Origin of the sequence: Streptomyces sp. NPDC053542 (assembly GCF_044544685.1) — a bacterium.
Taxonomy (GTDB): Bacteria; Actinomycetota; Actinomycetes; order Streptomycetales; family Streptomycetaceae; genus Streptomyces.
This window is the reverse complement of record NZ_JBITXL010000002.1, coordinates 141,993-165,367: the sequence shown is the minus strand read 5'-3', so window position 1 is coordinate 165,367 and position 23,375 is coordinate 141,993. Positions and strand designations below refer to the sequence as shown.

General features: G+C 72.7%; 19 protein-coding genes and 1 tRNA gene. 8 read left to right on the top strand and 12 right to left on the bottom strand.

Translation table 11 applies throughout. The features are described 5' to 3' along the window. Positions 1-44 precede the first annotated feature (44 nt). Positions 45-118, bottom strand: a tRNA-Met gene (locus tag ACIGXO_RS04995). Positions 119-183: 65 nt separating this feature from the next. Then, complete coding sequence (locus tag ACIGXO_RS04990; protein ID WP_399780383.1) at positions 184-978, bottom strand: TSUP family transporter; 795 nt, start codon at positions 976-978, stop codon at positions 184-186. A 169-nt stretch (positions 979-1,147) separates the two neighbouring features. Here ACIGXO_RS04990 and ACIGXO_RS04985 point away from each other — a divergent pair, with 169 nt between their 5' ends. Then, the gene (locus ACIGXO_RS04985) at positions 1,148-1,936 is read left to right on the top strand and encodes an AraC family transcriptional regulator (RefSeq protein ID WP_399780381.1); all 789 of its coding nucleotides are present in this window, start codon (positions 1,148-1,150) and stop codon (positions 1,934-1,936) included. Between the two features lie 76 nt (positions 1,937-2,012). Here ACIGXO_RS04985 and ACIGXO_RS04980 read toward each other — a convergent pair whose 3' ends face one another. Together ACIGXO_RS04980 and ACIGXO_RS04975 are read right to left on the bottom strand one after the other, a co-directional pair. Then, on the bottom strand, positions 2,013-3,140 hold the full coding sequence (locus tag ACIGXO_RS04980) for an NAD(P)/FAD-dependent oxidoreductase (RefSeq protein WP_399780378.1): 1,128 nt from the start codon (positions 3,138-3,140) through the stop codon (positions 2,013-2,015). A gap of 143 nt (positions 3,141-3,283) precedes the next feature. After that, a complete protein-coding gene (locus ACIGXO_RS04975; protein WP_399780375.1) occupies positions 3,284-3,478 on the bottom strand; it encodes a CsbD family protein in 195 nt (64 codons plus the stop codon). A gap of 234 nt (positions 3,479-3,712) precedes the next feature. On the opposite strand from ACIGXO_RS04975, the gene ACIGXO_RS04970 reads away from it, so the two are divergent. The 4 genes from ACIGXO_RS04970 to ACIGXO_RS04955 are packed head-to-tail and all read left to right on the top strand — an operon-like array spanning position 3,713 to position 9,922. Next, positions 3,713-5,428 carry an amidohydrolase gene (locus ACIGXO_RS04970; protein ID WP_399780372.1) on the top strand — a complete coding sequence of 572 codons (1,716 nt, stop codon included), beginning with the start codon at positions 3,713-3,715 and terminating at the stop codon, positions 5,426-5,428. Continuing rightward, positions 5,425-5,673, top strand: a complete 249-nt coding sequence (locus tag ACIGXO_RS04965) for a DUF3311 domain-containing protein (protein WP_399780369.1) — start codon at positions 5,425-5,427, stop codon at positions 5,671-5,673. Before ACIGXO_RS04970 ends, ACIGXO_RS04965 begins: the two co-directional genes overlap by 4 nt. Beyond that, positions 5,670-7,106, top strand: a complete 1,437-nt coding sequence (locus ACIGXO_RS04960; RefSeq protein WP_399780365.1) for a sodium:solute symporter — start codon at positions 5,670-5,672, stop codon at positions 7,104-7,106. Before ACIGXO_RS04965 ends, ACIGXO_RS04960 begins: the two co-directional genes overlap by 4 nt. Positions 7,107-7,159: 53 nt before the next feature. Continuing rightward, positions 7,160-9,922: a SpoIIE family protein phosphatase gene (locus ACIGXO_RS04955; RefSeq protein ID WP_399780362.1), complete on the top strand. Its 2,763-nt coding sequence runs from the start codon at positions 7,160-7,162 to the stop codon at positions 9,920-9,922. An 18-nt stretch (positions 9,923-9,940) separates the two neighbouring features. Here ACIGXO_RS04955 and ACIGXO_RS04950 read toward each other — a convergent pair whose 3' ends face one another. Next, positions 9,941-10,804: a LysR substrate-binding domain-containing protein gene (locus ACIGXO_RS04950; RefSeq protein WP_399780359.1), complete on the bottom strand. Its 864-nt coding sequence runs from the start codon at positions 10,802-10,804 to the stop codon at positions 9,941-9,943. A 236-nt stretch (positions 10,805-11,040) separates the two neighbouring features. On the opposite strand from ACIGXO_RS04950, the gene ACIGXO_RS04945 reads away from it, so the two are divergent. Further along, entirely contained in the window at positions 11,041-12,105 is a 1,065-nt protein-coding gene (locus tag ACIGXO_RS04945; RefSeq protein ID WP_399780356.1) for a bile acid:sodium symporter family protein, read from the top strand. Positions 12,106-12,114: 9 nt separating this feature from the next. Next, complete coding sequence (locus ACIGXO_RS04940; protein ID WP_399780353.1) at positions 12,115-12,684, top strand: putative glycolipid-binding domain-containing protein; 570 nt, start codon at positions 12,115-12,117, stop codon at positions 12,682-12,684. 20 nt (positions 12,685-12,704) lie between these two features. On the opposite strand, the gene ACIGXO_RS04935 is transcribed toward ACIGXO_RS04940, so the two are convergent. Together ACIGXO_RS04935 and ACIGXO_RS04930 are read right to left on the bottom strand one after the other, a co-directional pair. Next, positions 12,705-14,633, bottom strand: a complete 1,929-nt coding sequence (locus tag ACIGXO_RS04935; protein WP_399780350.1) for an exo-alpha-sialidase — start codon at positions 14,631-14,633, stop codon at positions 12,705-12,707. Positions 14,634-14,876: 243 nt separating this feature from the next. After that, a complete protein-coding gene (locus ACIGXO_RS04930; RefSeq protein WP_399780347.1) occupies positions 14,877-15,827 on the bottom strand; it encodes a zinc-binding alcohol dehydrogenase family protein in 951 nt (316 codons plus the stop codon). 113 nt (positions 15,828-15,940) lie between these two features. Between ACIGXO_RS04930 and ACIGXO_RS04925 the strand changes: the two genes are divergently transcribed. Next, positions 15,941-16,399 carry a MarR family winged helix-turn-helix transcriptional regulator gene (locus ACIGXO_RS04925; RefSeq protein WP_030265695.1) on the top strand — a complete coding sequence of 153 codons (459 nt, stop codon included), beginning with the start codon at positions 15,941-15,943 and terminating at the stop codon, positions 16,397-16,399. 120 nt (positions 16,400-16,519) lie between these two features. On the opposite strand, the gene fdhD is transcribed toward ACIGXO_RS04925, so the two are convergent. Genes fdhD through ACIGXO_RS04900 form a run of 5 tightly spaced genes read right to left on the bottom strand, consistent with a single transcriptional unit; the run spans position 16,520 to position 23,271 of the window. Beyond that, positions 16,520-17,359, bottom strand: coding sequence for a formate dehydrogenase accessory sulfurtransferase FdhD (gene fdhD, locus ACIGXO_RS04920; RefSeq protein ID WP_399780343.1), 840 nt, complete (start codon positions 17,357-17,359; stop codon positions 16,520-16,522). Between the two features lie 5 nt (positions 17,360-17,364). Beyond that, positions 17,365-18,225: a 2Fe-2S iron-sulfur cluster-binding protein gene (locus tag ACIGXO_RS04915; RefSeq protein ID WP_399780340.1), complete on the bottom strand. Its 861-nt coding sequence runs from the start codon at positions 18,223-18,225 to the stop codon at positions 17,365-17,367. Next, positions 18,222-20,096, bottom strand: a complete 1,875-nt coding sequence (locus ACIGXO_RS04910) for an NAD(P)H-dependent oxidoreductase subunit E (RefSeq protein WP_399780337.1) — start codon at positions 20,094-20,096, stop codon at positions 18,222-18,224. Before ACIGXO_RS04910 ends, ACIGXO_RS04915 begins: the two co-directional genes overlap by 4 nt. Positions 20,097-20,098: 2 nt before the next feature. Then, positions 20,099-22,234 (bottom strand): molybdopterin oxidoreductase family protein, encoded by a 2,136-nt coding sequence (locus tag ACIGXO_RS04905; protein WP_399780334.1) that lies wholly within the window; start codon positions 22,232-22,234, stop codon positions 20,099-20,101. Beyond that, on the bottom strand, positions 22,231-23,271 hold the full coding sequence (locus ACIGXO_RS04900) for a 2-dehydropantoate 2-reductase (RefSeq protein ID WP_399780331.1): 1,041 nt from the start codon (positions 23,269-23,271) through the stop codon (positions 22,231-22,233). The genes ACIGXO_RS04905 and ACIGXO_RS04900 overlap by 4 nt, the downstream gene beginning before the upstream one ends. Positions 23,272-23,375: the final 104 nt, after the last annotated feature.

Below are 23,375 nucleotides of genomic sequence, written 5' to 3'. Positions count from 1 at the left end.
TGCCTCGGGCCCGGCGGATGACATCCGCCGGGCCCGGGAATCAGTAGCGGGGACAGGATTTGAACCTGCGACCTCTGGGTTATGAGCCCAGCGAGCTACCGAGCTGCTCCACCCCGCGTCGACAACCGCAACACTACGCGTCCCGGGTCCACACACCTAATCGGCCGCCGAGCGGGCCTCGATTCAGCCCGACGGCACCATCGCGACCGCCACCACCGCGAGCAGTCCGATGTACGACCAGGCGTAAACGCGGTCCGGGATCCGCGGCGGGCGCCGGCGCAGTACCGCGATCACCGGCAGGGCGCCCAGCAGCAGTGCCGCGGCGGCGCCGGGGTCGACGAGACCCACCAGCTGCACCTGCGCGCCCGCGCCGGCCGGGAGCGCGTGGCCGCCCAGGGAGACCATGGCGGCCGGCAGCGCGATGGCGAGGGTGAGCGGGTTGGCCAGCGCGGTCGCCACCTGCATCGTGTGCCCGGCCCGCCGCATGGCGGGGACGGTCAGCACGCTGCCGCCCACGCCGAGGAAGGCGGCGACCGCGCCGACGGGCGCGCCGAGGACGGCCGGCAGTGGGCGCGGCGCGTCGGAGGGCGCCTCGACCTGCGTGCGCGGGCGGAGAAAGCCGGGTCGCAGCAGCAGGTCGACGATGGTCAGCGTGACGTACGCGATGAACGCCCAGCGGGCCAGGGCCGACGGGGCGACGCGGGTGGCGAGTGCGCCGACCGCGGCGCCGGCCGCCAGCAGGAGGAGGAGCGTGCCACTGCCGCGGAGTGCGACGAGCACCCGCCGCGGCGTGACCGCGGTCGCGAATCCGGCGTTCACCACCATCACCAGGGCCGAGGTGGCCGTCGCGACCCGCATCGCGTCCGCGCCGAGCGCGGCGTCCGCCCACACCACCACGGGGACCGCGACGAATCCGCCGCCGAACCCGAACAACACCGTCGTCACCCCGGTGAGGAGCCCGATCCCGACCAATGCCATAACGTCCACAGGATCCAGTCCACCAGCGACGCCGGACTTCCCGCATGCGATGGACGGCTCACTTCTTTCGCGTCTCGGCCAGCACGGTGGCCGGCACCTCGGTAGTCGGCACGGTGACCAGTACGTCGGCCGGCACAGTGGCCAGTACGTCGGCCAGTACCGTGACCGGGTGAAGAACGTGCCCTTGGATACCGTCGACCACGTCGACCGGGCCGTCCTGCCGATCGGTACCGACTACCCGTCCGGCCACGTACTGCACTGGCACGAGCACCGGCGCGCGCAGTTCCTCTACGGCGCCACCGGGGTCATGGTCGTGGACACCGACGAGGGCAGCTGGACCGTTCCGCCCGAGCGCGCCGTCCTGATCCCGGCCGCGACCCGGCACCGGGTCCGCATGCTCGGGGTGAGCACCCGCAGTCTGTACATCGAGCCGGCCGCCGTCCCCTGGTGGCCCGCCACCTGTACGGTCGTGGACGTACCGCCGCTACTGCGCGAACTGCTCCTGGCCGCCGTCGAGTTCGAGGCCGACTACAGTCTCGCCGGGCGGGCAGGGCACATCGCCGCGCTCCTCCTGCACGAGATCGCCGCGCGTACTCCGCTCCCGTTCCACGTCGGAATTCCCGCCTCCGCCGATCTCGCCGCGCTCTGCCGCGGGTATCTCGCCGCCCCGGACGCCGGCGTCACCAACGCCGCGTGGGCCGCGCGGACGGCCATGAGCGAGCGGGCCTTCACCCGGCGCTTCCGCGCGGAGACCGGCGACAGCCCGGCCGTCTGGCGGGCGCGCGCCCGGCTGCTCGCGGCCGTACCGCTGCTGCGTACCGCGCCGGTCACCGAGGTCGCCGGGCGGCTCGGCTACGCCTCGCCCGCCGCGTTCACCGCCGCCTTCACCCGCGCCTTCGGCGCACCCCCGTCCCGCTTCACCACGAGGCTCCCACCGCGGACCGTCCCGCTCGGCTGACGGCAGCGCCGAACCATTTCAGCAGCCTGCAACCACAATTCGGCTTTGGCCGGCCCCGTCCCCGTCCCCGTCCCCGTCAGCGGAAGCGCCCGGGCCGGAACGGAGCGAGCAGCGGGCTGCGCTCCCCGGCGGTGATCTCCTCGGCCAGCAGCTCGCCGGCGATCAGGGCGAGCGTCGCACCGCTGTGGGTGAACGCCACGAACAGGCCCGCCACCTCGTCGAGTTCACCGAGCACCGGCTCGCCGTCCCCCGGGATCGGCTTCCGGCCCACGCCGTAGGAGTCCAGTCGCAGGCGCGGATGGCCGGCGAGGACGGCCGACGCCTCGCGCAGCAGCTTCTCCACGGTGGCGTCCTTGACCTCGTAGGTGCCGTCCGCATGGACGATCACCTCGGCCGCCGTGGCGTCGGAGTCCATCACCAGCGCACCGTCCGGCGTGGGCCGCAGCGCCACGCGCGGGGTGTTCAGCGTGGCGCGCAGGTCCGTGCCGAGGGGCGTGGTGCGCACGAGCAGTGCCTGGGACGTCGCGTCCGGGATCTCCACGCCGTACTGGCGCACCGTGCCCGGCACGTCGGCCCCCGTCGCCAGCAGGACCGCGTCGACGTCGATGCGCTCGCCGGTGCCCGTCCGTACGGCTGTCACGCGGTCGCCCTCGACGACGGCGGAGGCGGGCCCGGTGCCGGTGAGGATCCGGCCGCCGGCCGCGGTGAGACCGGCGGTGAGCTGCCGGACGAGCGGGACGAGGTCCACCCAGCCCTCGCCCGGGTTGAAGATCGCGCCCTCGTCGGGGATCGCGGCCGGGTCCACCCCGGGCGTCCACCGGGCGACTTCGTCGCGGGTGAGCCACTCGGCGTCGTACCCGTTGCGCCGCATGTGCGCGAACGCCGCCCGGTGCGCCTCGGCCGCGCCGGGCGCCGCCCAGGTCAGCCCGCCGTCGAACTTCAAGTAGTCGGAGGAGGGGGCGCGGGTGGCGAATGTGCGGTACCGGTCCATGCCCAGCAGGCGGAGTCGGTGGTACGCCGCGGAGCGCTTGCCGCCGAAGGAGTTGAGCCAGGACAGCGACCGACCCGACGCGCCGTCGGCCAGTTCGCCCTCGGTCACCAGGACGACGTCCGCGCCGCGGCGGGCGAGCTGTGCGGCGGTCGACACCCCGATGACACCACCGCCCACGACGGCGACGCGAGGGCGGGGAGGTGAAGTGCGCATGGCAGCAGACCCTTTCACTTATGAGAACGTTCTCACACTCGGAGCGTGGGAACGTTCTCACGCCACCTCCGGAGCGTCAAGACGCGACGGCCCGGCGGCCGCTCGCCAGGAGCGGGCCGCCGGGCCGCGCGGGTGGTACCGGGTCAGGTTTCGTCGCGGTCCGTCAGGGAGTCCTTGATCCCCCGACCCTGGCCCTTGGCGTCGTCCATGGCGTTCTTCGCCTTGCCCTTGACCTCGTCGGCGCGGCCCTCGCCCTTGGTCCGGCTGTCGCCGGTGGCCTTGCCGGCCATCCGCTTGGCCTTGCCCTTGAGCTTGTCCATGGCGCCCTTGTCACCCATGCCGGAACTCCTTCGTCTCATTCGGCGGGACGGCAACCACGCTGCCCCACCCCTCGCCGGCCCGCACCCCGGCGAGGGCCGGGCCGGTGCGGTCACCACGGCTGGACTCGTGCAACCCACCCCCATCTGGTCCTGTCCCGCCGGTCGTCCAGCGGGCAGCATGTCGGAAATTCATGCCGATCAGTCGTTCAGCCGATCAGCAGGCGCCGGCCTGCGTCAGGTGGTGACCGCTCGATGCCCGAGGTACCCCGTACCGCCGATCCATGCACAGCCGCCGATCTGGTCCTGCTCAACGGCACGGTCCGCACGATGGACCGGGCCGGTACGACCCGTACCGTACTCGCCGCGCGCGGCGGACGCGTACTCGCCGTCGACGACGACGCCGCGGTGCGCGGGCTCATCGGGCCGCGCACCCGCGTACTGGACCTCCGGGGCCGCTGCGCGGTGCCGGGGTTCATCGAGACCCACAACCACCCGACCTTCTTCGGGCTGACGCTCGCCGCCGACGTCGACGCGGGCAGCCCGCCCAACGCCACCATCGCCGACATCGCCGCCCGGGTGGAGCAGGCCGCCGCCGACGCCGAGCCGGGCACCTGGGTGCGCGGCTACCGGTACGACGACACGCTGCTCGCCGACGACCGGCACCCCACCCGCGCCGACCTCGACCCGGTGTCCAAGGACCGGCCGGTCTGCCTCCAGCACGTCTCCGGCCACTTCTGTGTACTGAATACAGCGGGCCTGCGACTGCTCGGCATCGACCGGAACACCCCCGACCCGGTGGGCGGCGCGATCCACCTGGACGCGGCGGGCGAGCCGGACGGGGTGCTCGCGGAGACCGCCGCGTTCGCCGCGTACGCCGCCATGCCCAAGCCGGAGACCGCCGACCTCGCCGAGGCGATCGGGCTGGCCGGCGACGCCTATCTGGCGGCCGGCGTCACCACCGTCCACGACACCGGCCTCGGGCTGGTCGGCGGGCCCGCGGAACTCGACGCGTACCGGCTGGCGCGCCGCAAGGGACGGCTGCGCAACCGCGTCCGTGCGTACCTCGTACAGGACCTCTTCCCCGGTCTGTCGCGCGGTGAGCTCAGCCCCGTCGAGGCGGGCGTCGCCGGGCTGGGCGACGACCTCTTCCGGGTGGCCGGCGTGAAGCTGTGGGCCGACGGCTCGCTGCAGGGGCTGACCGGCTGCGTCTCGGAGGGGTACGCCTGCGCGCCGGACAAGAACGGGCTGCTGATCTTCCCGCAGGACGACCTCGCCCGGCGGGTGGCCACGCTGCACGAGGCGGGCTGGCAGGTCGCGATCCACGGCAACGGGGACGCCGCGATCCAGGCGGTCCTGGAGGCGTACGCGAAGCTCGGCCTCGGCCCGCTGGAGGGCGACCGGCGGCACCGCATCGAACACTGCCAGATGGTCAGCGAACGGCAGCTGGACCAGATGGCGGCGGCGGGCATCCTCGCGTCCTTCTTCATCAAACACGTCTACTACTGGGGCGACCGGCACCGGGACCGGTTCCTCGGCCCCGAGCGGGCGCGCCGCATCGACCCGCTCGCCTCCGCGGTCAAGCACGGCGTGACCTTTGGCCTGCACTCGGACACGCCGGTGGTCCCCGTACCACCGCTGGAGGGCATCTGGTGCGCGGTGCGCCGGACGACCCGCGACGGCCACGAGCTGGGGCCCGAGCAGCGGGTGGACGTGGACACGGCGCTGCGCGGCTACACCAGCCAGGCCGCCCACCTCGGCTTCGAGGAGCGGGAGAAGGGCAGCCTGGAGCCGGGGAAGCTGGCGGACATCGCGGTGCTCTCCGCCGATCCCGGGGCTGTCGAGGCGGACGCGGTGAGGGCACTCCAGGTGGACGCGACGGTCATCGGCGGCGAGGTCGTGTGGGGCGGTGCCGGACTGGACGCGGTACCGGACACCGGGCGTGCGGCCGGGGGAGGGGACGGCCGGTGAGCGGCGCGCGCAAGAGCCTCGGCATCGGGCTCGGGCTGCCGGTCCTGGCGATCCTCGTCGTCATGCCGCTGCTCGCGGACACGGACGTGTACGTCCTCGGCATCCCGCTGCTGTGGGCGTGGATGTTCGCCTGGTTCCCGCTCACCAGCCTGTGCCTGTGGGTGGCCTGGCGGATCGACGAACCGCGGTACCGGGACGAGGAGCACGGCGACGGGGCGCACAGCGACGAGGGGGCGGCGAGATGACCGCGGCGATCTTCTTCGGCGTCATGGCGCTCTCCGTCCTGGTCGCCTTCAGCGCCCGGCGCGGGATGAAGAACATGTCGATCGGCGAGTACCTCGTCGGCGGCCGCTCCTTCCCGCCCTGGCTGCTGTACTTCCTCGCGGTCGGCGAGATCTACAGCATCGGCACCATGATCGGCTTCCCGGCGGGCATCTACGCGGGCGGCGCGAGCTACGGCGTCTGGTTCCTCGGCTACATCCTGCTGGCCTATCCGCTCGGGTACTACATCGCGCCGCTGATCTGGCGGGCCGGCGTGCGGTACGACGCGATGACCATTCCGGACGTCTTCGGGCGGCACTTCCGCAGCCGGAGCCTGGAGCTGGTCACCGCGGGCGCGCTGCTGCTCGCGCTGGTGCCGTGGGGGCAGTACCAGTTCATCGGCATGCAGGTCGTGCTGCAGGCGCTCGGGCTGCCGATCAGCCCCGTGCAGTCGGTGCTCCTGGCGGGCGTGATCGCCTTCCTCTACCTGGCCGTCTCCGGGGTCCGCTCGCCCGCCTTCGTCGCGATCCTCAAGGACGTGCTGATGGTGCTGGGCATCGTCGTGGCCGGGGTGGTGGCGGTGCTGGCGGGCGGCGGCCCGGCGGAGGTCTTCGGGCCGGATTCCGTGCCGCGCGCGCAGGTGACGATGAGCGGGTCGCCGATGGTCTTCGCGCTCACCACCATCGTCTTCCAGAGCGTCACCTTCTACCTGGGCTTCTCCGCCGCGTACATCTTCACGGCCAAGTCCGAGCGGGCGATCAAGTCCTCGACGGTGTGGATGCCGGTCTACATGCTGATGTATCCGTTCCTGGTCGCCACCGCCTACTTCGCCTTCGCCGACCGCCCGCACGTGAAGGACCCCAACACGGTCTTCATGGCGATCGTCCAGGACCGGCTGCCGGACTGGCTGGTGGGCGTGGTGGCCGCGGGCGCGGGCCTGTCGGGCGTCCTGGTGCTGGCCGTCACCGCGCTGACCATCGGCGGCATCGTCTCCCGCAACCTCGCACCGAACATCCGCCCCGAAGCACAGCGCCGCACCACCACGGCGGTGGTCGCGGTCTTCCTGGTCGCCGCCGCGGTGCTCACCCTCACCGCCTCGACGCTGATGCTGACCGTGCTCAATCTGACGTACTACCTGCTCGGCCAGCTCGTACCGGGCTGGCTCGCGCTGATGTTCTTCCGGCGGGTGCGGCCGTGGGCGGTCTCGGCGGGGATGCTGGGCGGGATCGCGGCGTCCATCGTGCTGTACGTGACCGACCCCGGCCTGGGCGGCATCAACCCCGGCCTGATCGCGGTGGCCTTCAACTGCGTACTGATGTTCGGGCTGAGCCTGCTGCGTCCGGGGCCGGCCACCGAGCCGGTGTCGGCGCGCCCTCGGGTGACGTCGGGTCAGGGCGTCCCCTCGGAGGCGCCCTAGGCCGATCGCGCGACCCTGCGGCAGGAGGGAGGCAGCAGTGTTAGAAATTGGTTATGGCGGGACATCGTCGGATTCGTCACCCTTTGCGGGCAGGGGCGCGCTCCCTGCTGAATCCGCGCAGCCTCGCCGGCCAGGTCTTCGTCCTCCAAGTGGTCATCGTGGTGCTGCTGGTGGCGGCCGCGGTCTCGGCCCTGGCCCTCCAGGCCAAACGGGACAGCAACGACGCGGCGGAGCAGCGCGCGGTGTCCGTGGCCGAGACCTTCGCGGCCTCCTCCACCGTGGCCAGGGCCATGGACGGCCCGCACCCCACCGCGGAGCTGCAGCCGCGCGCCGAAGCGGTGCGCAAACGGGCCGACGTGGACTACATCGTGGTCTTCGATCTGGACGGCATCCGGGTGACCCACCCCGACCGGCGGCTGATCGGCAAACACGTGGTCGGTGCCTTCGGCGCGGCCCTGGAGGCCGCCCGCAAGGGAAAGCCGTACACGGAGGTCATCGACAACGGCCCCCTCGGGGACGCCGTGGACGCCACCGCCCCGGTCATCCGCACCGACGGCTCCCTCGTCGGCATGGTCTCGGCCGGCATCACGTTGAAGCGCGCGGGGAACACGGTGGACCGCCAGACGCCGGTGCTGCTCGGCGCCGCCGGGCTGGGCCTGGCACTGGCCGCCGGCGGTACGGCCCTGGTGACCCGGCGGCTCCGCCGCCAGACGCACGGCCTGGGCCAGGCCGAGATGACCCGGATGTACGAGCACCACGACGCGGTCCTGCACGCCGTGCGGGAAGGCGTGGTGATCCTCGGCGGCGACGGGCGGCTGCTGCTGGTCAACGACGAGGCGCGGCGCCTGCTGGAGCTGCCCGACGGCCTCGACGGGCGCGCCGTCGACGAGGTCGGACTGCCGGACCGGCTGGTGGAGCTGATGCGCTCCGGGAGCTCCGCCACCGACGAGGTGCACCACGTGGGCCAGCGCCTGCTCGCCATCAATGTACGGTCGACCGCGCGCGCGGGCGGACCGCGCGGCAGCGTCACCACGCTCCGCGACACCACCGAGCTCGCCGCCCTGACCGGCCGCGCCGAGGTCGCCGCGGAGCGGCTGAAGCTGCTGTACGAGTCGGGGGTGCGGATCGGCACGACCCTGGACGTGGTCCGCACGTCGGAGGAGCTGACGGAGGTGGCCGTACCGCGGTTCGCCGACATCGTCACCGTCGACCTGCTGGACGCGGTGACCGAGGGGGACGAGCCGTCGGTGCACGCCGGGTGGCGGATGCGGCGGACGGCGGCCAAGGGCGGACCGGGCGAGCCCGGCCTGTACCCCCTCGGCGAGCTGATCCACTTTGTCTCGACCACCCCACAGGTACGCGCTCTGAACGAAGGCCGGGCGGCGCTCGTGGCGGACCTGACGCGCACGGACGAGTGGTCCGACCAGGACCGGATGCGGGGCGAAGCGCTGCTGGAGGCCGGCGTGCACTCCCTGGTGACGGTGCCGCTGCGGGCCCGCGGCGTGGTGCTCGGCATGGTCAACTTCTGGCGGTCCCAGGATTCCCCGCCGTTCCAGGAGGAGGACCTCTCCTTCGCCGAAGAGGTCAGCGCACGGGCCGCGGTCTGCATCGACAACGCCCGGCGCTACGCGCGCGAGCACGCGATGGCCGTCACCCTCCAGCGCAGCCTGCTGCCCCGCGGCCTCCCGGAGCAGGACGCGCTGGACGTGGCCTGGCGGTACCTGCCGGCCCAGGCGGGGGTGGGCGGCGACTGGTTCGACGTCATCCCGCTGCCGGGCGCGCGGGTGGCGCTGGTGGTGGGCGACGTGGTGGGGCACGGGCTGCACGCCGCGGCGACGATGGGGCGGCTGCGGACCGCGGTGCACAACTTCTCCTCGCTGGACCTGCCGGTGGACGAACTGCTCGGCCATCTGGACGAGCTGGTCACCCGTATCGACAGCGAGGAGGACAGCGAGGGCGCCCGCGGCTGGGAGGGCGTGACGGGCGCGACCTGCCTGTATGCGATCTACGACTCGGTGAGCGGGGTATGCACGGTGGCCACGGCCGGCCACCCCGGCCCCGCCCTGATGGGCCCGGACGGCACGGTCACCTACCCGGACGTGGCGCCCTCCCCGCCGCTGGGGCTGGGCGGTCATCCCTTCGAGACCACCGAACTGCGGCTGACCGAGGGCTCGTCCCTGGTGCTGTTCACGGACGGCCTGGTCGAGGACCGCGGACGCGACATCGACGACGGCCTGGACATGCTGGCCGGGGCGCTGGAGGGCGCCGCGGGCCGCAGCCCGGAGGAGATGTGCCAGGCCGCCGTCGACGCGATGGTGCCCGAACGCCCGTCCGATGACATCGCCCTGGTGGTCGCCCGCACCCGGCTGCTCGCGCCGAGCAAGGTGGCGGACTGGGAAGTGGCCCCGGACCCGGCGGAGGTGGGCCGGCTGCGCGCCGAGTGCGGGGCGCAGCTGGCGGAGTGGGGCCTGTCGGAGCTCGGGTTCAGCACGGAGCTGATCCTCAGCGAGCTGATCACGAACGCGATCCGGTACGGCGCGCCGCCGGTCCGGCTGCGGCTGCTCCGCGACCGCTGCCTGATCTGCGAGGTCGCGGACAGCAGCAGCACGGCTCCGCACCTGCGCCGGGCGACGAGCACGGACGAGGGCGGCCGCGGGCTGTTCCTCGTCGCGCACCTCTCGCAGCGGTGGGGGACCCGGTACACCCCCGGCGGGAAGGTCATCTGGACCGAACAGCAGCTCTCGGGGGCGAGCGCGGCCGCCATCGAGACGCCGGCCGATGTGTTGCTGGATCAGTTCGACGACGGCGGGTTCTGAGACGGGGACCCGGTATCCCTACGGCAGATGCAGCCGGTCGCCGCCCGCCAGGATCGCGGCCGCCAGCGCCTCGGCCGGGCGGCTCGCCGGGGCGTCCGGGCGGCCGTGCACCAGCACGAAGTCGACGCCGCCGAGGTCCGGCAGGCCCGCCCGGGCGCCCACCCGGACCAGCCCCGGCGGGATCATGCCGAGCGAGTGCGCCATCACGCCGAGTCCCGCGCGGGTCGCCGCGATCAGCCCGTTGAGGCTGCCGCTCGTACAGGCGATGCGCCACTCGCGGCCCTGCGCCTCCAGCGCCTGCAGCGCGCGGGCCCGGGTCAGCGCCGGCTGCGGGAAGAGCACCAGCGGCACCGGCCGCTGCGGGTCCAGCCGCAGCCGCTCGCTGCCGATCCACACCAGCTTGTCCCGCCAGATCAGCCGCCCCCGCCCGTCCTCCGGGCGCCGCTTGGCCAGTACGAGGTCCAGCCGCCCGGCCGCCAGCCGTTCGTGCAGCGTCCCCGACAGCTCGACCGTCAGCTCCAGGTCGACCTCCGGGTGGTCCCGGCGGAACCCCTCCAGCACCTCCGGCAGCCGGGTCAGTACGAAGTCCTCGGACGCCCCGAACCGCAGCCGGCCGCGCAGCCGCGTCCCCGCGAAGAAGTCCGTGGCCCGCTCGTTGGCCTCCAGGATCGTGCGCGCGAAGCCGAGCATGGCCTCGCCGTCCTCGGTCAGCTCCACTCCGTGGGTGTCCCGCGCGAACAGCCGGCGTCCGGCCGCCGCCTCCAGCTTCCGCACATGTTGGCTGACGGTCGACTGCTGCACACCGAGGCGCTGCGCGGCCTGCGTGAAGCTCAGCGTCTGCGCCACGGCCAGGAAGGTCCGCAGCTGTACGGGATCGAACACGCCCCGAGCCTACCCCCGCCCATCACGTTCTGACATGACAGTGACTACGGTAAGAGGGCTTCCCGATCGCCGCGATCAGGCGCACCCTGGAGAGGGCACCGTCCATGCCCCGGGGTATACGGCACACCGCATACGGAACTCCGCATACGGCAGACCGCGTATGGCAGACCGCATACGGGATTCCGCATCGGAACGACCGCATACCCCAGACCGAGCCGCCGACCGATAGAGAGACCATGCGCCGCCCTCAGCTGAAGATCCCCTCCTGGCTCCCCGTGGACGGATACATCCTGGCGCTCATCGGCACGGTCGTGCTGGCGGCGCTGCTGCCCGCCAGAGGCGCCGCCGCCACCGGCGCCGAGGGCGCCTCGACCGGTGCCGTCGCCCTGCTCTTCTTCCTCTACGGCGCCCGGCTCTCCACCCGGGAGGCGATGGACGGGCTCCGCCACTGGCGCCTGCACCTCACGGTCCTGGCGTTCACCTTCGCCGTCTTCCCCCTGCTGGGCCTGGCGGCGCGCGGCCTCGTGCCGTACGTGCTGACGCCCCAGCTCTACACCGGGCTGCTCTTCCTGTGCCTGGTGCCCTCCACGATCCAGTCCTCGATCGCCTTCACCTCCATCGCGCGCGGCAACGTCGCGGCGGCGATCTGCGCGGGCTCCTTCTCCAGCCTGGTCGGCATCGTCATCACGCCGCTGCTGGCGGCCCTGCTGCTGGGCGGCGACGGCGGCGGCTTCTCCGCCGACTCGCTGCTCTCCATCGTCTTCCAGCTGCTGGTGCCCTTCGTCGCCGGACAGCTGCTGCGCCGCTGGATCTCGGGCTTCCTGACCCGGTACAAGAAGGTCCTCGGCTACGTCGACCGCGGCTCGATCCTGCTCGTCGTCTACACCGCGTTCAGCACCGGCATGGTCCAGGGCATCTGGGGCCGGGTCTCCGTCTGGCGGCTGGTCGAGCTGGTGGCCGTCGAGGCCGTACTGCTGGCCGTGATGCTGACGCTGACCACGTACGGCGCACGGAAGCTGGGCTTCCCGCGCGCCGACCGCGTCGCGATCACCTTCGCAGGCTCGAAGAAGAGCCTGGCGGCCGGCCTGCCGATGGCCAGCGTGCTGTTCGGCGCGCAGGCCAGCCTCGCGGTGCTGCCGCTGATGCTCTTCCACCAGATGCAGCTGATGGTCTGCGCGGTGCTCGCCAAGCGGTACGCGCGCCGGGCCGAGGCCGCGGAGGCGGCAGGCGCCGCTGAGCAGCCGGCGGACGGCGGAACCGGTGCCGTGTCGGCCGCCGACCCGGTGGGCGCGCGCCGCTAGGGTTCCCGCATGACGGGCCATCACGTCCTCACCTGGGACGTCACCGCGAGCAAGGGCATCGAGACCGCGTGGGTCGACCTCGGCGAGCGGACGCTGTCCGCGCACGGCCGGGCGGTGGGCACCGTACCGGAGGCGTACTGGATCACCTACGAGCTGGAGACCGGCGAGGACTTCGTGACGCGGCGGCTGCGGGTGCGCGCCGAGAGCGCGGCCGGCAGCCGCGAGCTGGACCTGCGCCGCGACGACGAGGGCCGGTGGACCGCAGGCGGCGAGCCGCTGGCGGGCCTGGAGGCGGCGCTCGACTGCGACCTCGGACTGTGCCCGCTCACCAACACCATGCCGCTGCTGCGCCACGGCCTGCACCGCTCGCCGGGGGAACACGAGTACGTGATGGCGTGGGTGTCGGTGCCGGAGCTGGCCGTACAGCCCTCCCCGCAGCGGTACGAGCACCTCGCCCGCACGGCGGAAGGCGCCCGGGTGCGGTACACCTCGGGCACCTTCCAGCGCGATCTGGAGTGCGACGGGGACGGCCTGATCGTCGACTATCCGGACCTGGCGCGCCGCACCCAGACCCGTTGACCGGCCGTCCCCGCCTCCTCTCAGTCCCCGCGCACCCGGTCCAGCGGCAGCCGGAGCACGGCCGGCGTCGCGGCCGGCGCGTTCTGCTCCCGTACCGCGGCCAGCTCACGGTCGCTCAGGGCGCGCCCGTAGACGCGTACCTCGTCCAGCGCTCCCGTGAAGAACGACCGGGCGTCCGGCTTCTGGCCGAGGTGCACCCCGAACGTGTCGTTCCGGCTGACCGAGCCGGGCACATCAGCCACCGAGGCGGTGTGCATACCGTCCACAGTGAGCGACAGACGGTCGCCCGACCGGCGCAGCGCGAGGTGGTGCCAGCGCCCGTCGTTGGCCGCGCCGGCCACGGCGGTCTGCGCGGACTTCGCGGGTCCGGCGCCCGCGAGCGCCGTGATGTCCGCCGTGAGGCGGTCCTTCGCGGGATCGGCGCGCAGCGCCACCTGCGGCGCCCTGCTGCCCACGCCGCCCATCCACAGCAACGGCTGCTCGCCGCTCTTCGCCTCGTACCGGAACCAGAGGCTGCATGTGAAGTCGCGGTCGCCCAGCGGCAGCGACGAGCGGAACGGCAGCCGTACGGCGTCGTCCTTGCCGTCCAGCGTCAGGGCCCGCCCGAAGCGGCCGTCGGCCGTACGGGCGCCGCCCAGCACGGCGGCCGGCCGGGCGCCGGCCCCGCTGTCCGGGGTCGTCGGGTCCGGCCCGCGGCGCGGCCCGAGCCAGTCCTCGGTGAACCGCGCGAAGCGGATCTCGTCCCGCGCGTCCACCGCGCCGCCCTCGTAGAGCAGCCCGACCTCGCCGGGCGAGATGTTCGCCATGTCGGAGTAGCCGGACCAGTCGGTGGTGATCCGCGCGCCCCGTTCCGCACCCTCCCACGTGCGGCCCTCGTCGTAGGAGGAGCGGATCGTCATGGTGCGCCGCCGGTCGGGGTCGGCGGGCGCGGCGAACAGCAGCCTGCTGTAGCCGTCGGCGGCCCGCGACCGCAGCCGCAGCACCGAGCCCTGCACCATGGGCGAGTACAGATCGGGAAGGGCCCGGAACGGCTCGGCGAAGGACCGGCCGCCGTCCCGGCTGACCGCCGCCGTACGGTGCCCCAGGTCCGTGCCGTCCTGCTCCCGCCCGTTGACGTAGATCGCGCCGTCCGCACGCTCCACGAGCGTCATCTCGGACGGCTTCTGACGGAACGTTCCGTCCGATGCGGTCGGCCAGGTGTCGACCGCGCCGGTGCGCCAGGTGGTGCCGCCGTCGTCGCTGTGCATCAGGGCGGCGTGGTTGGCCGTTATGCGGCCGCCCCCGTAGCTCTCGGCGTTGACGGCGTAGACCAGGCGTCCGGCATACCGTCCGCGGGTGAGCTGGATACCGTGTACAGGTCCGGTCGCGTACCAGGAGTTCCACGACGGCGGCCGGAGCGCGGACGTCATGTCCCGCGGCTTGGACCAGGTACGGCCGTCGTCGTCGCTGTACTGCAGGTGCGGCGTGCGGTCGCACGGTATATCGCAGTTGCGGCCGTCGGTGCGGCCCTTGTTGTAGGTCTCGGCGAGGACCACGCGGCCGGTCCGGCGGTCGACGACCGGCGCCGGATTGCCGTGCGTGTCGCCGCCGCCCTCGTTGACGACCTGGAGCGGGCCCCAGGTGCGGCCACCATCGGTGGACCGTTTCAGCACGAGGTCTATGTCGCCGGCGTCCCCGCAGTCGTTCACCCGGCCCTCGGCGAAGGCGAGGAGCGTGCCGCGCGGGGTCGTGACGATCGCGGGGATACGGAAGCAGGCGTAGCCCTTTTCCTGGGCGGCCTTGAAGAGCACCTGCTGGGTGAGGCCGGCCGGGGCCGCCTCGGTGGGGGGTTGGGCGTGTGCGGGAGCCGGGGGGAGGAAGGCGAGCGCCGCCGCGGCCAGCGTGGCCCACCAGCGGCGTCGCCCGAGTCTCGGGCCGGGACTGCGGTGTTCGCTCGGATCTGACGTCATGGTCCGACCTGCCCTTCGAGGCATCGGCGAGGCATCGGCGTCGGCCGCGCGGCGGGTCCCGGGACGCTGCCCCGGAGCCCGCCGGACGGATCATCTGGACATCCCACTTAATGGACATCCCACGTCCCATGTTCGTGCCGAGGAAGGTACTTGTCCCGCAGGCGCCCCGGCAAGGAGTGTGCGTCACCCGGATTGGCCGGGGGTGTCCGTGCCGGGGCGCCGGTGCCGTCCGAGTCCGGCCGTTCAGGGAATCAGGACGACCTTGCCGAGGTTGGTGCGCGCCTCGATGAGCGCGTGCGCGCGGGCCGCCTCCGCGAGCGGGAGCTCCGCGTGCACGGCCGGGCGCAGCCGGCCGTCCCGCGCCAGTGCCCACAGCTCGGCGCCGTGCCGCGCGTACAGCTCCGGATTCCGGGCGCTGAAGTGACGCATCGTCATGCCGGTGATCGTCTTCGCGCCGGCCAGCAGCTCGTACGCCGGTACCGTGCCGCCGCCGGAGTTGAAGAAGACCAGCCGCCCGCCGGGCGCGCACGCCGCGAGCGCCCGCGGCAGCAGCTCGCCGCCGACCCCGTCCAGCACGATCTCGGCCGGCTCGCCCCAGGACTCCGCCTCGTACGTCACGACCTCGTCGGCGCCCAGCCCGCGCAGGAACTCCGCCTTGTCCGCGCCGGCGGCGCCGCTCACGGCAGCGACCACCCGCCGGGCGCCATGGATCTTCGCGAGCTGCACCGCGAGGTGCCCGGTCGCGCTCGCCGCGCCCGTGACCAGGACGGTAGCGCCCGCCACGGGCTGCGCGGTGTGCAGCGCGGCCAGCGCCACATGGCCGCCGCGCACCAGCGCCACCGCGTCCACGGCGCTCGCGCCGTCCGGTATCCGGCTCGCCAGCGCGACCGGCACGGTGACCAGTTCGGCGTACGAACCGGTGAAGGGCAGCCCGGTGACCCGATCGCCGACCGTATACACCGTCACGTCCGGGCCGGTGCCAACGACTTCGCCCGCGACCTCGCCGCCGAGCACGCCGGGCAGCGGCGGACCGCCGCCGTTGCCGTCGCCGCGCACCGCGCGCACGGACGGCAGCGTCACCCCGATCGCTTCCGTGCGCACCAGCAGCTCACCGGGCCCGGGCACGGGCGCCTCGGCCTCCTCCATGCGCAGTACCTCGGGACCGCCGTACTCGTAGAACCGAACGCGCCGCATGCGTACCTCCAGAAGCCGCCAAAAACGTTGGGAGCCCCAACGGAGTTCTACGGTAGCGCGGAATTTATTGGCTGGCCCAATGTTTTTTTGCGTTCGCTCGATAGGCTGAGGGCATGGCCGAAACCCCCTATGTACCCACGCGTATCCGCGCTCTCCCCAGCTGGCTCCTCGGCCGTGCCGCGGCACGCGGCCATCGGCTCGTCGCCGACGCGCTGGCCCGCGAGGGCATGCGGATGATGCACCACGCCGTGCTGTCGGCCGTGGCCGAACTGGGCCCGGTCTCCCAGGCGGATCTGGGCCGCAGCCTGAGCATCGACCCCAAGGACATGGTCATGATCGTCAACGATCTGGTGGCCGAGGAACTGGTCACCCGCGCACCCGACCCCCGCGACCGCCGCAAGAACGCCGTCACCATCTCGCCGGCCGGCACCCGCACGCTGCGCCGCACGCAGAAGCTCGGCGACGCGGCCAACGCGGAGCTGACCGCGGCGCTCAGCCCCGCCGAGCGCGACCAGCTCATCGACCTGCTCACCCGGATCGCCGCACCGGGGCTGGACGACCGCTGCACTTGAGGGGGCGGGGGCGGCCGGGAGGCCCGGCCGGCGCAGGGGGCGCACCCCGCCGACCGGGCCCGTCTGCCCCCTGATAGGCCGTCAGGCCCTTGGTCAGTCCCCTCTGCTCCCTGAAGGTCGTCAGTCCAGCGAGTCGAGGACGATGCGGTGCTCACCCGCGTATACGTTCATCGAGCTGCCGCGCAGAAAGCCGACCAGTGTCAGACCGGCCTCGGCGGCCAGGTCGACGGCGAGCGAAGACGGCGCCGAGACCGCCGCCAGCACGGGGATGCCCGCCATCACGGCCTTCTGGGCGAGCTCGAAAGAGGCGCGCCCGGAGACCATCAGGACGGTGTCGGACAGCGGCAGCCGGCCCTGCTGCAGCGCCCGCCCGATGATTTTGTCGACCGCATTGTGTCGACCGACGTCTTCCCGCAGATCCAGCAGCTCACCGTCGACCGTGAACAATCCGGCCGCATGCAGTCCGCCGGTACGGTCGAACACCCGCTGCGCCGCGCGCAGCCGGTCGGGGAGTACGGAGAGCGTGGCCGGCTCGACGGTCAGCGCGTCGTCGTCCTTGAGCGCGAAGCGCGCCGTGGTCCGCACCGCGTCCAGGCTGGCCTTGCCGCACAGCCCGCACGAGGACGTCGTGTAGACGTTGCGCTCCAGGGTGATGTCCGGGACGGCGACACCGGGCGCGAGCTGCACGTCGACGACGTTGTACGTATTGCTGCCGTCGTCTGTCGCCCCCGCACAGTAGACAATATTCGCCAGCTCCGCCGCGCTGCCGAGCACGCCCTCGCTGACCAGGAAGCCGGCCGCGAGCGCGAAGTCGTCGCCGGGCGTGCGCATCGTGATGGCGAGCGGCTTGCCGCCGAGCCGGATCTCCAGCGGCTCCTCGGCGACCAGGGTGTCCGGGCGGGTGCTCACGGCTCCGTCGCGGATCCGGATGACGCGCCGTCGCTCGGTGACCCTGCCCATACTGATCAGTCCCGGTTCTGTACGTGTTGATAGCCGAAGCGGCCCTTGATGCAGAGGTTGCCATGGGTCACCGGGTTGTCGTGCGGCGAGGTGACCTTGACGATCTCATTGTCCTGCACATGGAGGGTGAGATTGCAGCCCACCCCGCAGTACGCGCACACCGTCGTCGTCTCCGTCTGCCGCCCCTCGTCCCAGGTGCCCGCCGCACGCAGGTCGAACTCCGACTTGAAGCTGAGCGCGCCCGTCGGGCACACCTCGATGCAGTTGCCGCAGTACACGCACGCCGAGTCCGGCAGCGCCGCGTCCTGCTCGGCCGCGATACGGGCGTCGAAGCCGCGCCCGGCGACCGCGATGGCGAAGGTGTTCTGCCACTGCTCACCGCACGCGTCCACGCACTTGTAGCAGAGGATGCACTTGTCGTAGTCCCGGACGTAGAGGTCGTTGTCGACCTTGGGCTCCTCGTTCATACGGGCCGCTTCCGCGCCGAAGCGCTCCGGCTTCGCCTCGTACTCCTTGATCCACTCCTCCGCGCGCGGCGTTGTCGACAAATCAACCGAGGAGGCCAGCAGCTCCAGGACCACCTTGCGGCTGTGCCGGGCCCGCTCGGTGTCCGTACGGACGGCCATGCCCGGCTCCGCGCGCCGGGAGCACGCCGGGGCGAGCGTCCGTGCGCCCTCGACTTCCACCACGCACACCCGGCAGGCGTTCTTCGGGGTGAGCGTGTCGCCCTGGCAGAGCGTCGGCACGTCCTTGCCGGCGGCCCGGCAGGCGTCCAGGATCGTGGCGCCCTCGGGCACCCGGACGGCCTCGCCGTCGAGGGTGAACTCGATCAGCCGGCGCGGCGGCTGCAGCGGGACAGCGGTCACTGGTAGACCCCCAGACGGTCGATGGCGGATTCCACGGCGTTCCACGCGGCCTGGCCCAGGCCGCAGATCGAGGCGTCCCGCATGGCCTGACCGACCTCGCGCAGCAGCGCGATGTCGTCGGCGGCCGCGGCCCCCGTACGGTCCTTGATACGGAGCAGCGCCTCCTCCTGACGCACGGTCCCCACCCGGCACGGCACGCACTGCCCGCACGACTCGTCCCGGAAGAACTCCGCGATCCGGAGCAGAATCCGCGGCAGGTCGACCGTCTCGTCCAGCACCATGACCACACCCGAGCCGAGCGTCGTCCCGGCGGCACGCGTCCCCTCGAAGGTCAGCGGGATGTCCAGCTCGTCGGGGCGCACGAAGCCGCCGGCCGCGCCGCCGAGCAGTACCGCGCGCGGCGTCCCCGTACAGCCGCCCGCGGTCTCCAGCAGCCCGCCCAGCGTCACCCCGAACGGCAGCTCGTAGATCCCCGGCCGGGCCACCGCGCCCGAGACGCAGAACAGCTTGGTGCCGGTCGACCCTTCCGTACCGGTCGCCGCGTACGCCGCCGCGCCCCGCTCCAGGATGGGCAGCACGTTCACCAGCGTCTCGACGTTGTTGACCGCCGTCGGCTTGCCGAACAGGCCCTTCTCCACCGGGAACGGCGGCTTGCTGCGCGGCTCCCCGCGCTGCCCCTCGATCGAGTTGAAGATCGCGGTCTCCTCGCCGCAGATGTACGCGCCCGCGCCCCGCCGGATCTCGATGTCGAAGGCGTACCCCTGGCCCAGTACATCGTCGCCGAGCAGCCCTCTGGCACGCGCCTGGTCGATCGCATACTGGATGCGCTCCAGCGCCCGCGGGTACTCGCCGCGCAGGTACAGGTAACCGTGGTGCGCCCCGGTCGCGTACCCGGCGATCGTCATCGCCTCGACCAATGCGTACGGGTCGCCCTCTATCAACACCCGGTCCTTGAAGGTGCCCGGCTCGCTCTCGTCGGCGTTGCAGATCAGGTAGTGCGGGTGGTCGGGCTGCCGGGCGGTGGCGTCCCACTTGCGGCCGGTCGGGAAGGCGGCGCCGCCCCGGCCGACCAGGCCCGCCTCGGTCACCTCGCGGATCACCCCGGCCGGACCCAGCGCGAAGGCCCGGCGGAGCGCGGCATACCCGCCGTGCGCCCGGTAGTCGTCCAGCGAGGCCGGGTCGACGGTGCCGATCCGGCGCAGCAGGACGAGACCGGGGGAGCCGGCCTGCGGGACAAGGCCGGGGGAGCCGGCCTGAGGGGCGGCCTCCTCGGCGTACGGTTCCGGTGCGGCGTCCTGCGGTGCGCGCGCTGCCGCTGCCGCGGTGGCCGGCGTGGCCGGGGCGACCACCGCCGTCTTCGGTCCGGGCGCGCCTGCCCGTATGGCCAGCGCGGCGGGCGCGCGTTCGCACAGTCCCAGGCACGGGCTCGGCTGCCACACCGCGCCCTCCGCAGGCATACCGGCCGGGCCCAGCTCCCGCTCCAGCCCCGCGCACACCTCGGCCGACCCCTTCGCCGCGCACGCCAGGTCCGTGCAGACGTGCAGCACGGTGGCCGGGCGCGGGGTGACCGAGAAGAGCGAGTAGAAGGTGGCCACGCCGTACGCCTCCGCCGGCGGCACGGTCAGCCGCCGGCACAGGTAGTCGAGCGCGCCCGGACTCAGCCAGCCGATGCGGTCGTTGAGCGCGTGCAGGCCGGGGAGGAGCAGGTCGCGGCGGTCGCGCGCGGCCCGGCCGCCGCGCGCCCAGCGCAGCGTGTCACCGTCCCGCCCGTCCCCGCCGTCCCAGCCGCTCTCCGGCGGCCCCAACAGGTCGTCCACGGCGGCGCGTTCCTCGTCCGTGGGGCGCGCGGTGGGGGAGTACTTCAGGTCCATGGTCACTCACCTCGCCCGGCGGCTGTCGTGGACTGTGCGCTCATGGCGGTCGCCGACTGTATGCGGTCGCCGGTCGGCCTCTCGCCGGTCGGCCTCTCGCCGGTCGGCTGCTCAACGGTTGATTGCTCGCCGGTCAGCTTGCCGCCGGTCGACTGCCAACCGGTCGACTGTCCACCGGCCAGCTTGTCGCCGGTCGACTGTTCACCGGCCGCCGCCCCGCCCGCCAGCTTCTCGATCCGTATCGCGGACGCCTTGAACTCGGCCGTCCCCGCGATCGGGCAGTTCGCCTCGATCGTCAGCGAGTTGGTGTCCACCTCGTCGGGGAAGTGCATCGTCATGAAGGCCAGCCCCGGCCGCAGCCCCGGATCGACCCACACGGGCGCCACGACGGCCCCGCGCCGCGACGCGACCCGTACCTCCTCGCCGGCCACCACGCCCAGCCGCGCCGCGTCCTCCGGACACAGCTCGACCATCTCGCCCCGCCGCAGCGGCGAGGCCAGACTCCCGCTCTGTACCCCGGTGTTGTACGCGTCCAGCCGCCGCCCGGTCGTCAGCCGGATCGGGTACTCCTCGTCCGTCAGGTCCACCGGCGGGTCGTGCCGGACGATCCCGAAGGGCGCGCGCGGGCCGCGCCGCGCCGGGTCCGCCTCCCACAGCCTGCCGTGCAGATAGGACGGCTCGATGCGGTCCAGGGACGGGCACGGCCACTGGATGCCCTGGTGCTCGGCGAGCCGGTCGTACGTCATGCCGTAGTGCTCCGGCGACACCGACCGCAGCTCGTCCCAGACCTGCTCGGCGTCCGCGAACGTCCAGTCGTGGCCGAGCCGGGCCGCCAGCGCACAGATGATCTCGATGTCCTCGCGCGCCTCGCCCGGCGGCTCGACGGCCTTGCGCACCCGCTGCACCCGCCGCTCGCTGTTGGTCGTCGTACCGTCCGTCTCGCACCACGCCGCGGTCGCGGGCAGCACGACATCGGCCAGCTCGGCGGTCTTCGTGAGGAAGATGTCCTGCACGACGAGGTGGTCCAGGGCGCTCAGGCGGCGGATCGCCCGGCCGCTGTCCGCCTCCGACTGGGCCGGATTCTCGCCGATGCAGTACACGGCGCGCAGCTCGCGGCTCTCCATCGCCTCGAACATCTCGGTGAGGTTCCGGCCGTACCCCGGCCGGATCACCGTCGACCAGGCCGACTCGAACTTCTCGCGGACGCCGGGGTCGAGGAGGTCCTGGAAGCCGGGCAGCCGGTTGGGGATGGCGCCCATGTCGCCGCCGCCCTGCACGTTGTTCTGGCCGCGCAGCGGCTGCAGCCCCGAACCGTACCGGCCGACGTGCCCGGTCAGCAGCGCCAGATTGATCAGCGCACGGACGTTGTCGGTGCCGTTGTGGTGCTCGGTGATGCCCAGCGTCCAGCACAGCTGGGCGCGTTCGGCGGTGGCGTAGGCGTGCGCGAGGCCGCGGATCGCGGCGGCCGGTACGCCCGTGACCTGCTCGGCCGCGCTGAGCGTCCACGGCTCGACCTCTTCGGCGTACGCCTCGAAACCGCTGGTCGCCCGCCTGATGAAGGAGTGATTGGCGAGCCCGGCGTGGATGATCTCGCGGCCGATGGCATGCGCGAGGGGGATGTCGGTGCCGACGTCGAGGCCGAGCCAGTGCTCCGCCCACTCGGCGGTGGAGGTACGTCGAGGGTCGACCGCATACAGTCTTGCGCCGTTGTGTATACCTTTCAGCACGTGCTGGAAGAAGATCGGGTGCGCGAAGCGGGCGTTGGAACCCCACATCACGATCAGATCGGTGTGCTCGACCTCTTCGTACGAGGAGGTGCCGCCGCCCGATCCGAAGGCGGCGGACAGCCCGGCGACGCTCGGCGCGTGGCACGTACGGTTGCAGGAGTCCACGTTGTTGGTGCCCATCACCACACGCGTGAACTTCTGTGCCACGTAGTTCATTTCATTGGTCGCGCGGGAGCACGAGAACATCCCGAACGCGTCCGGGCCATGCTCCGCGCGCGTCCGCGCGAACCCCTCCGCCGCGCGGTCCAGTGCCTCGTCCCAGCTCGCCCGTACGAGCGAGCCGTGGGCGTCCCGTACGAGGGGATGGGTGAGTCGCCGGTACGCCTCCGGCCGCCGGTCCTTCTTCTTCACGGTGCGCTCCCTGCGGAAGTACGGGCGGGGGGAGGGGCTGCGGTGCCGGCCGAGGCGCGGGCGGAAGTGCCGGCAGAGGTGCGGGCCAGGAGATCGGCGAGGGCGTGCACGGCGCGCAGCGTCGGCACCTCCGTCTTGGTGAGACCGGCCAGCTCGACCACGGCCGCCAGCAGGACGTCCAGTTCGAGCGGGCGGCCGCGCTCCAGGTCCTGGAGGGTGGACGTCTTGTGGTCGCCGACCCGCTCGGCGCCCGCGAGCCGCCGCTCGACGGAGATCGCGGGCCGGCAGCCGACGGCCGCCGCGACGTCCAGCGCTTCGTGCATCATCGCGACGACCAGCTCGCGGGTGTCGGTGTGCCGGCAGATCTCGGCCATGGTGGCCCGGGCCAGCGCGCTGATCGGGTTGAACGAGATGTTGCCGAGCAGCTTGATCCAGATGTCCTCGCGCAGCGCCGGCTCCACGGGGCACTTCAGCCCGCCGGCCCGCATGGCCTCGCCGAAGTCCGTACAACGCGCGGACATACTGCCGTCCGGCTCTCCGACGGAGAACCGTGTCCCCTCCAAGTGCCGTACGACGCCCGGCTCCTGTATCTCGGTCGCCGCGTAGACGACGCAGCCGATGGCACGCTCGGGCGGCAGTACGGCGCTGACCGCGCCGCCGGGGTCGACGCTCTCGATGCGGCGGCCGGTGTACGGCCCGGGCAGCCGGTGGAAGTACCACCACGGGATGCCGTTCTGTGCGGCGATCACGGCGGTCCGCTCGTGCAGCAGCGGATGCACCAACGGGCCGCAGCCGGCGTAGGAGTTGGCCTTCAAGCCGAGGAAGACGTAGTCCACCGGGCCGATCTCCGCGGGATCGTCGGTGGCCGGGACCCGGGCGGTGAAGTCCCCGCGCGGACTCATTACTTGTACGCCGTTCCGCCGCATGGCCGCCAAGTGCGGTCCCCGGGCGAGGAGATGAACCTCGGCGCCGCCGCGGTGCAGCGCGGCCCCGACATAGGCACCGATCGCTCCGGCGCCGACAACTGCCACTTTCACCGGAGAGCTCCGTTCAGTCAGCGGAGTCGACAGAATATTGTCTACAGTATTCGCTGAGAGAGGGTCAAGAGGCGTGCGGCGGTGTGGTGTATACGGTCTGCGAT

What these genes read in the sequence shown, in the direction of transcription:
- ACIGXO_RS04935 (WP_399780350.1), bottom strand. Translation starts at nt 14,633, where the DNA reads ATGACGTCAGATCCGAGCGAACACCGCAGTCCCGGCCCGAGACTCGGG.
- ACIGXO_RS04940 (WP_399780353.1), top strand. Translation starts at nt 12,115, where the DNA reads ATGACGGGCCATCACGTCCTCACCTGGGACGTCACCGCGAGCAAGGGC.
- ACIGXO_RS04910 (WP_399780337.1), bottom strand. Translation starts at nt 20,096, where the DNA reads ATGGACCTGAAGTACTCCCCCACCGCGCGCCCCACGGACGAGGAACGC.
- ACIGXO_RS04960 (WP_399780365.1), top strand. Translation starts at nt 5,670, where the DNA reads ATGACCGCGGCGATCTTCTTCGGCGTCATGGCGCTCTCCGTCCTGGTC.
- ACIGXO_RS04980 (WP_399780378.1), bottom strand. Translation starts at nt 3,140, where the DNA reads ATGCGCACTTCACCTCCCCGCCCTCGCGTCGCCGTCGTGGGCGGTGGT.
- ACIGXO_RS04955 (WP_399780362.1), top strand. Translation starts at nt 7,160, where the DNA reads ATGGCGGGACATCGTCGGATTCGTCACCCTTTGCGGGCAGGGGCGCGC.
- ACIGXO_RS04990 (WP_399780383.1), bottom strand. Translation starts at nt 978, where the DNA reads ATGGCATTGGTCGGGATCGGGCTCCTCACCGGGGTGACGACGGTGTTG.
- ACIGXO_RS04925 (WP_030265695.1), top strand. Translation starts at nt 15,941, where the DNA reads ATGGCCGAAACCCCCTATGTACCCACGCGTATCCGCGCTCTCCCCAGC.
- ACIGXO_RS04945 (WP_399780356.1), top strand. Translation starts at nt 11,041, where the DNA reads ATGCGCCGCCCTCAGCTGAAGATCCCCTCCTGGCTCCCCGTGGACGGA.
- fdhD (WP_399780343.1), bottom strand. Translation starts at nt 17,359, where the DNA reads ATGGGCAGGGTCACCGAGCGACGGCGCGTCATCCGGATCCGCGACGGA.
- ACIGXO_RS04970 (WP_399780372.1), top strand. Translation starts at nt 3,713, where the DNA reads ATGCCCGAGGTACCCCGTACCGCCGATCCATGCACAGCCGCCGATCTG.
- ACIGXO_RS04930 (WP_399780347.1), bottom strand. Translation starts at nt 15,827, where the DNA reads ATGCGGCGCGTTCGGTTCTACGAGTACGGCGGTCCCGAGGTACTGCGC.
- ACIGXO_RS04975 (WP_399780375.1), bottom strand. Translation starts at nt 3,478, where the DNA reads ATGGGTGACAAGGGCGCCATGGACAAGCTCAAGGGCAAGGCCAAGCGG.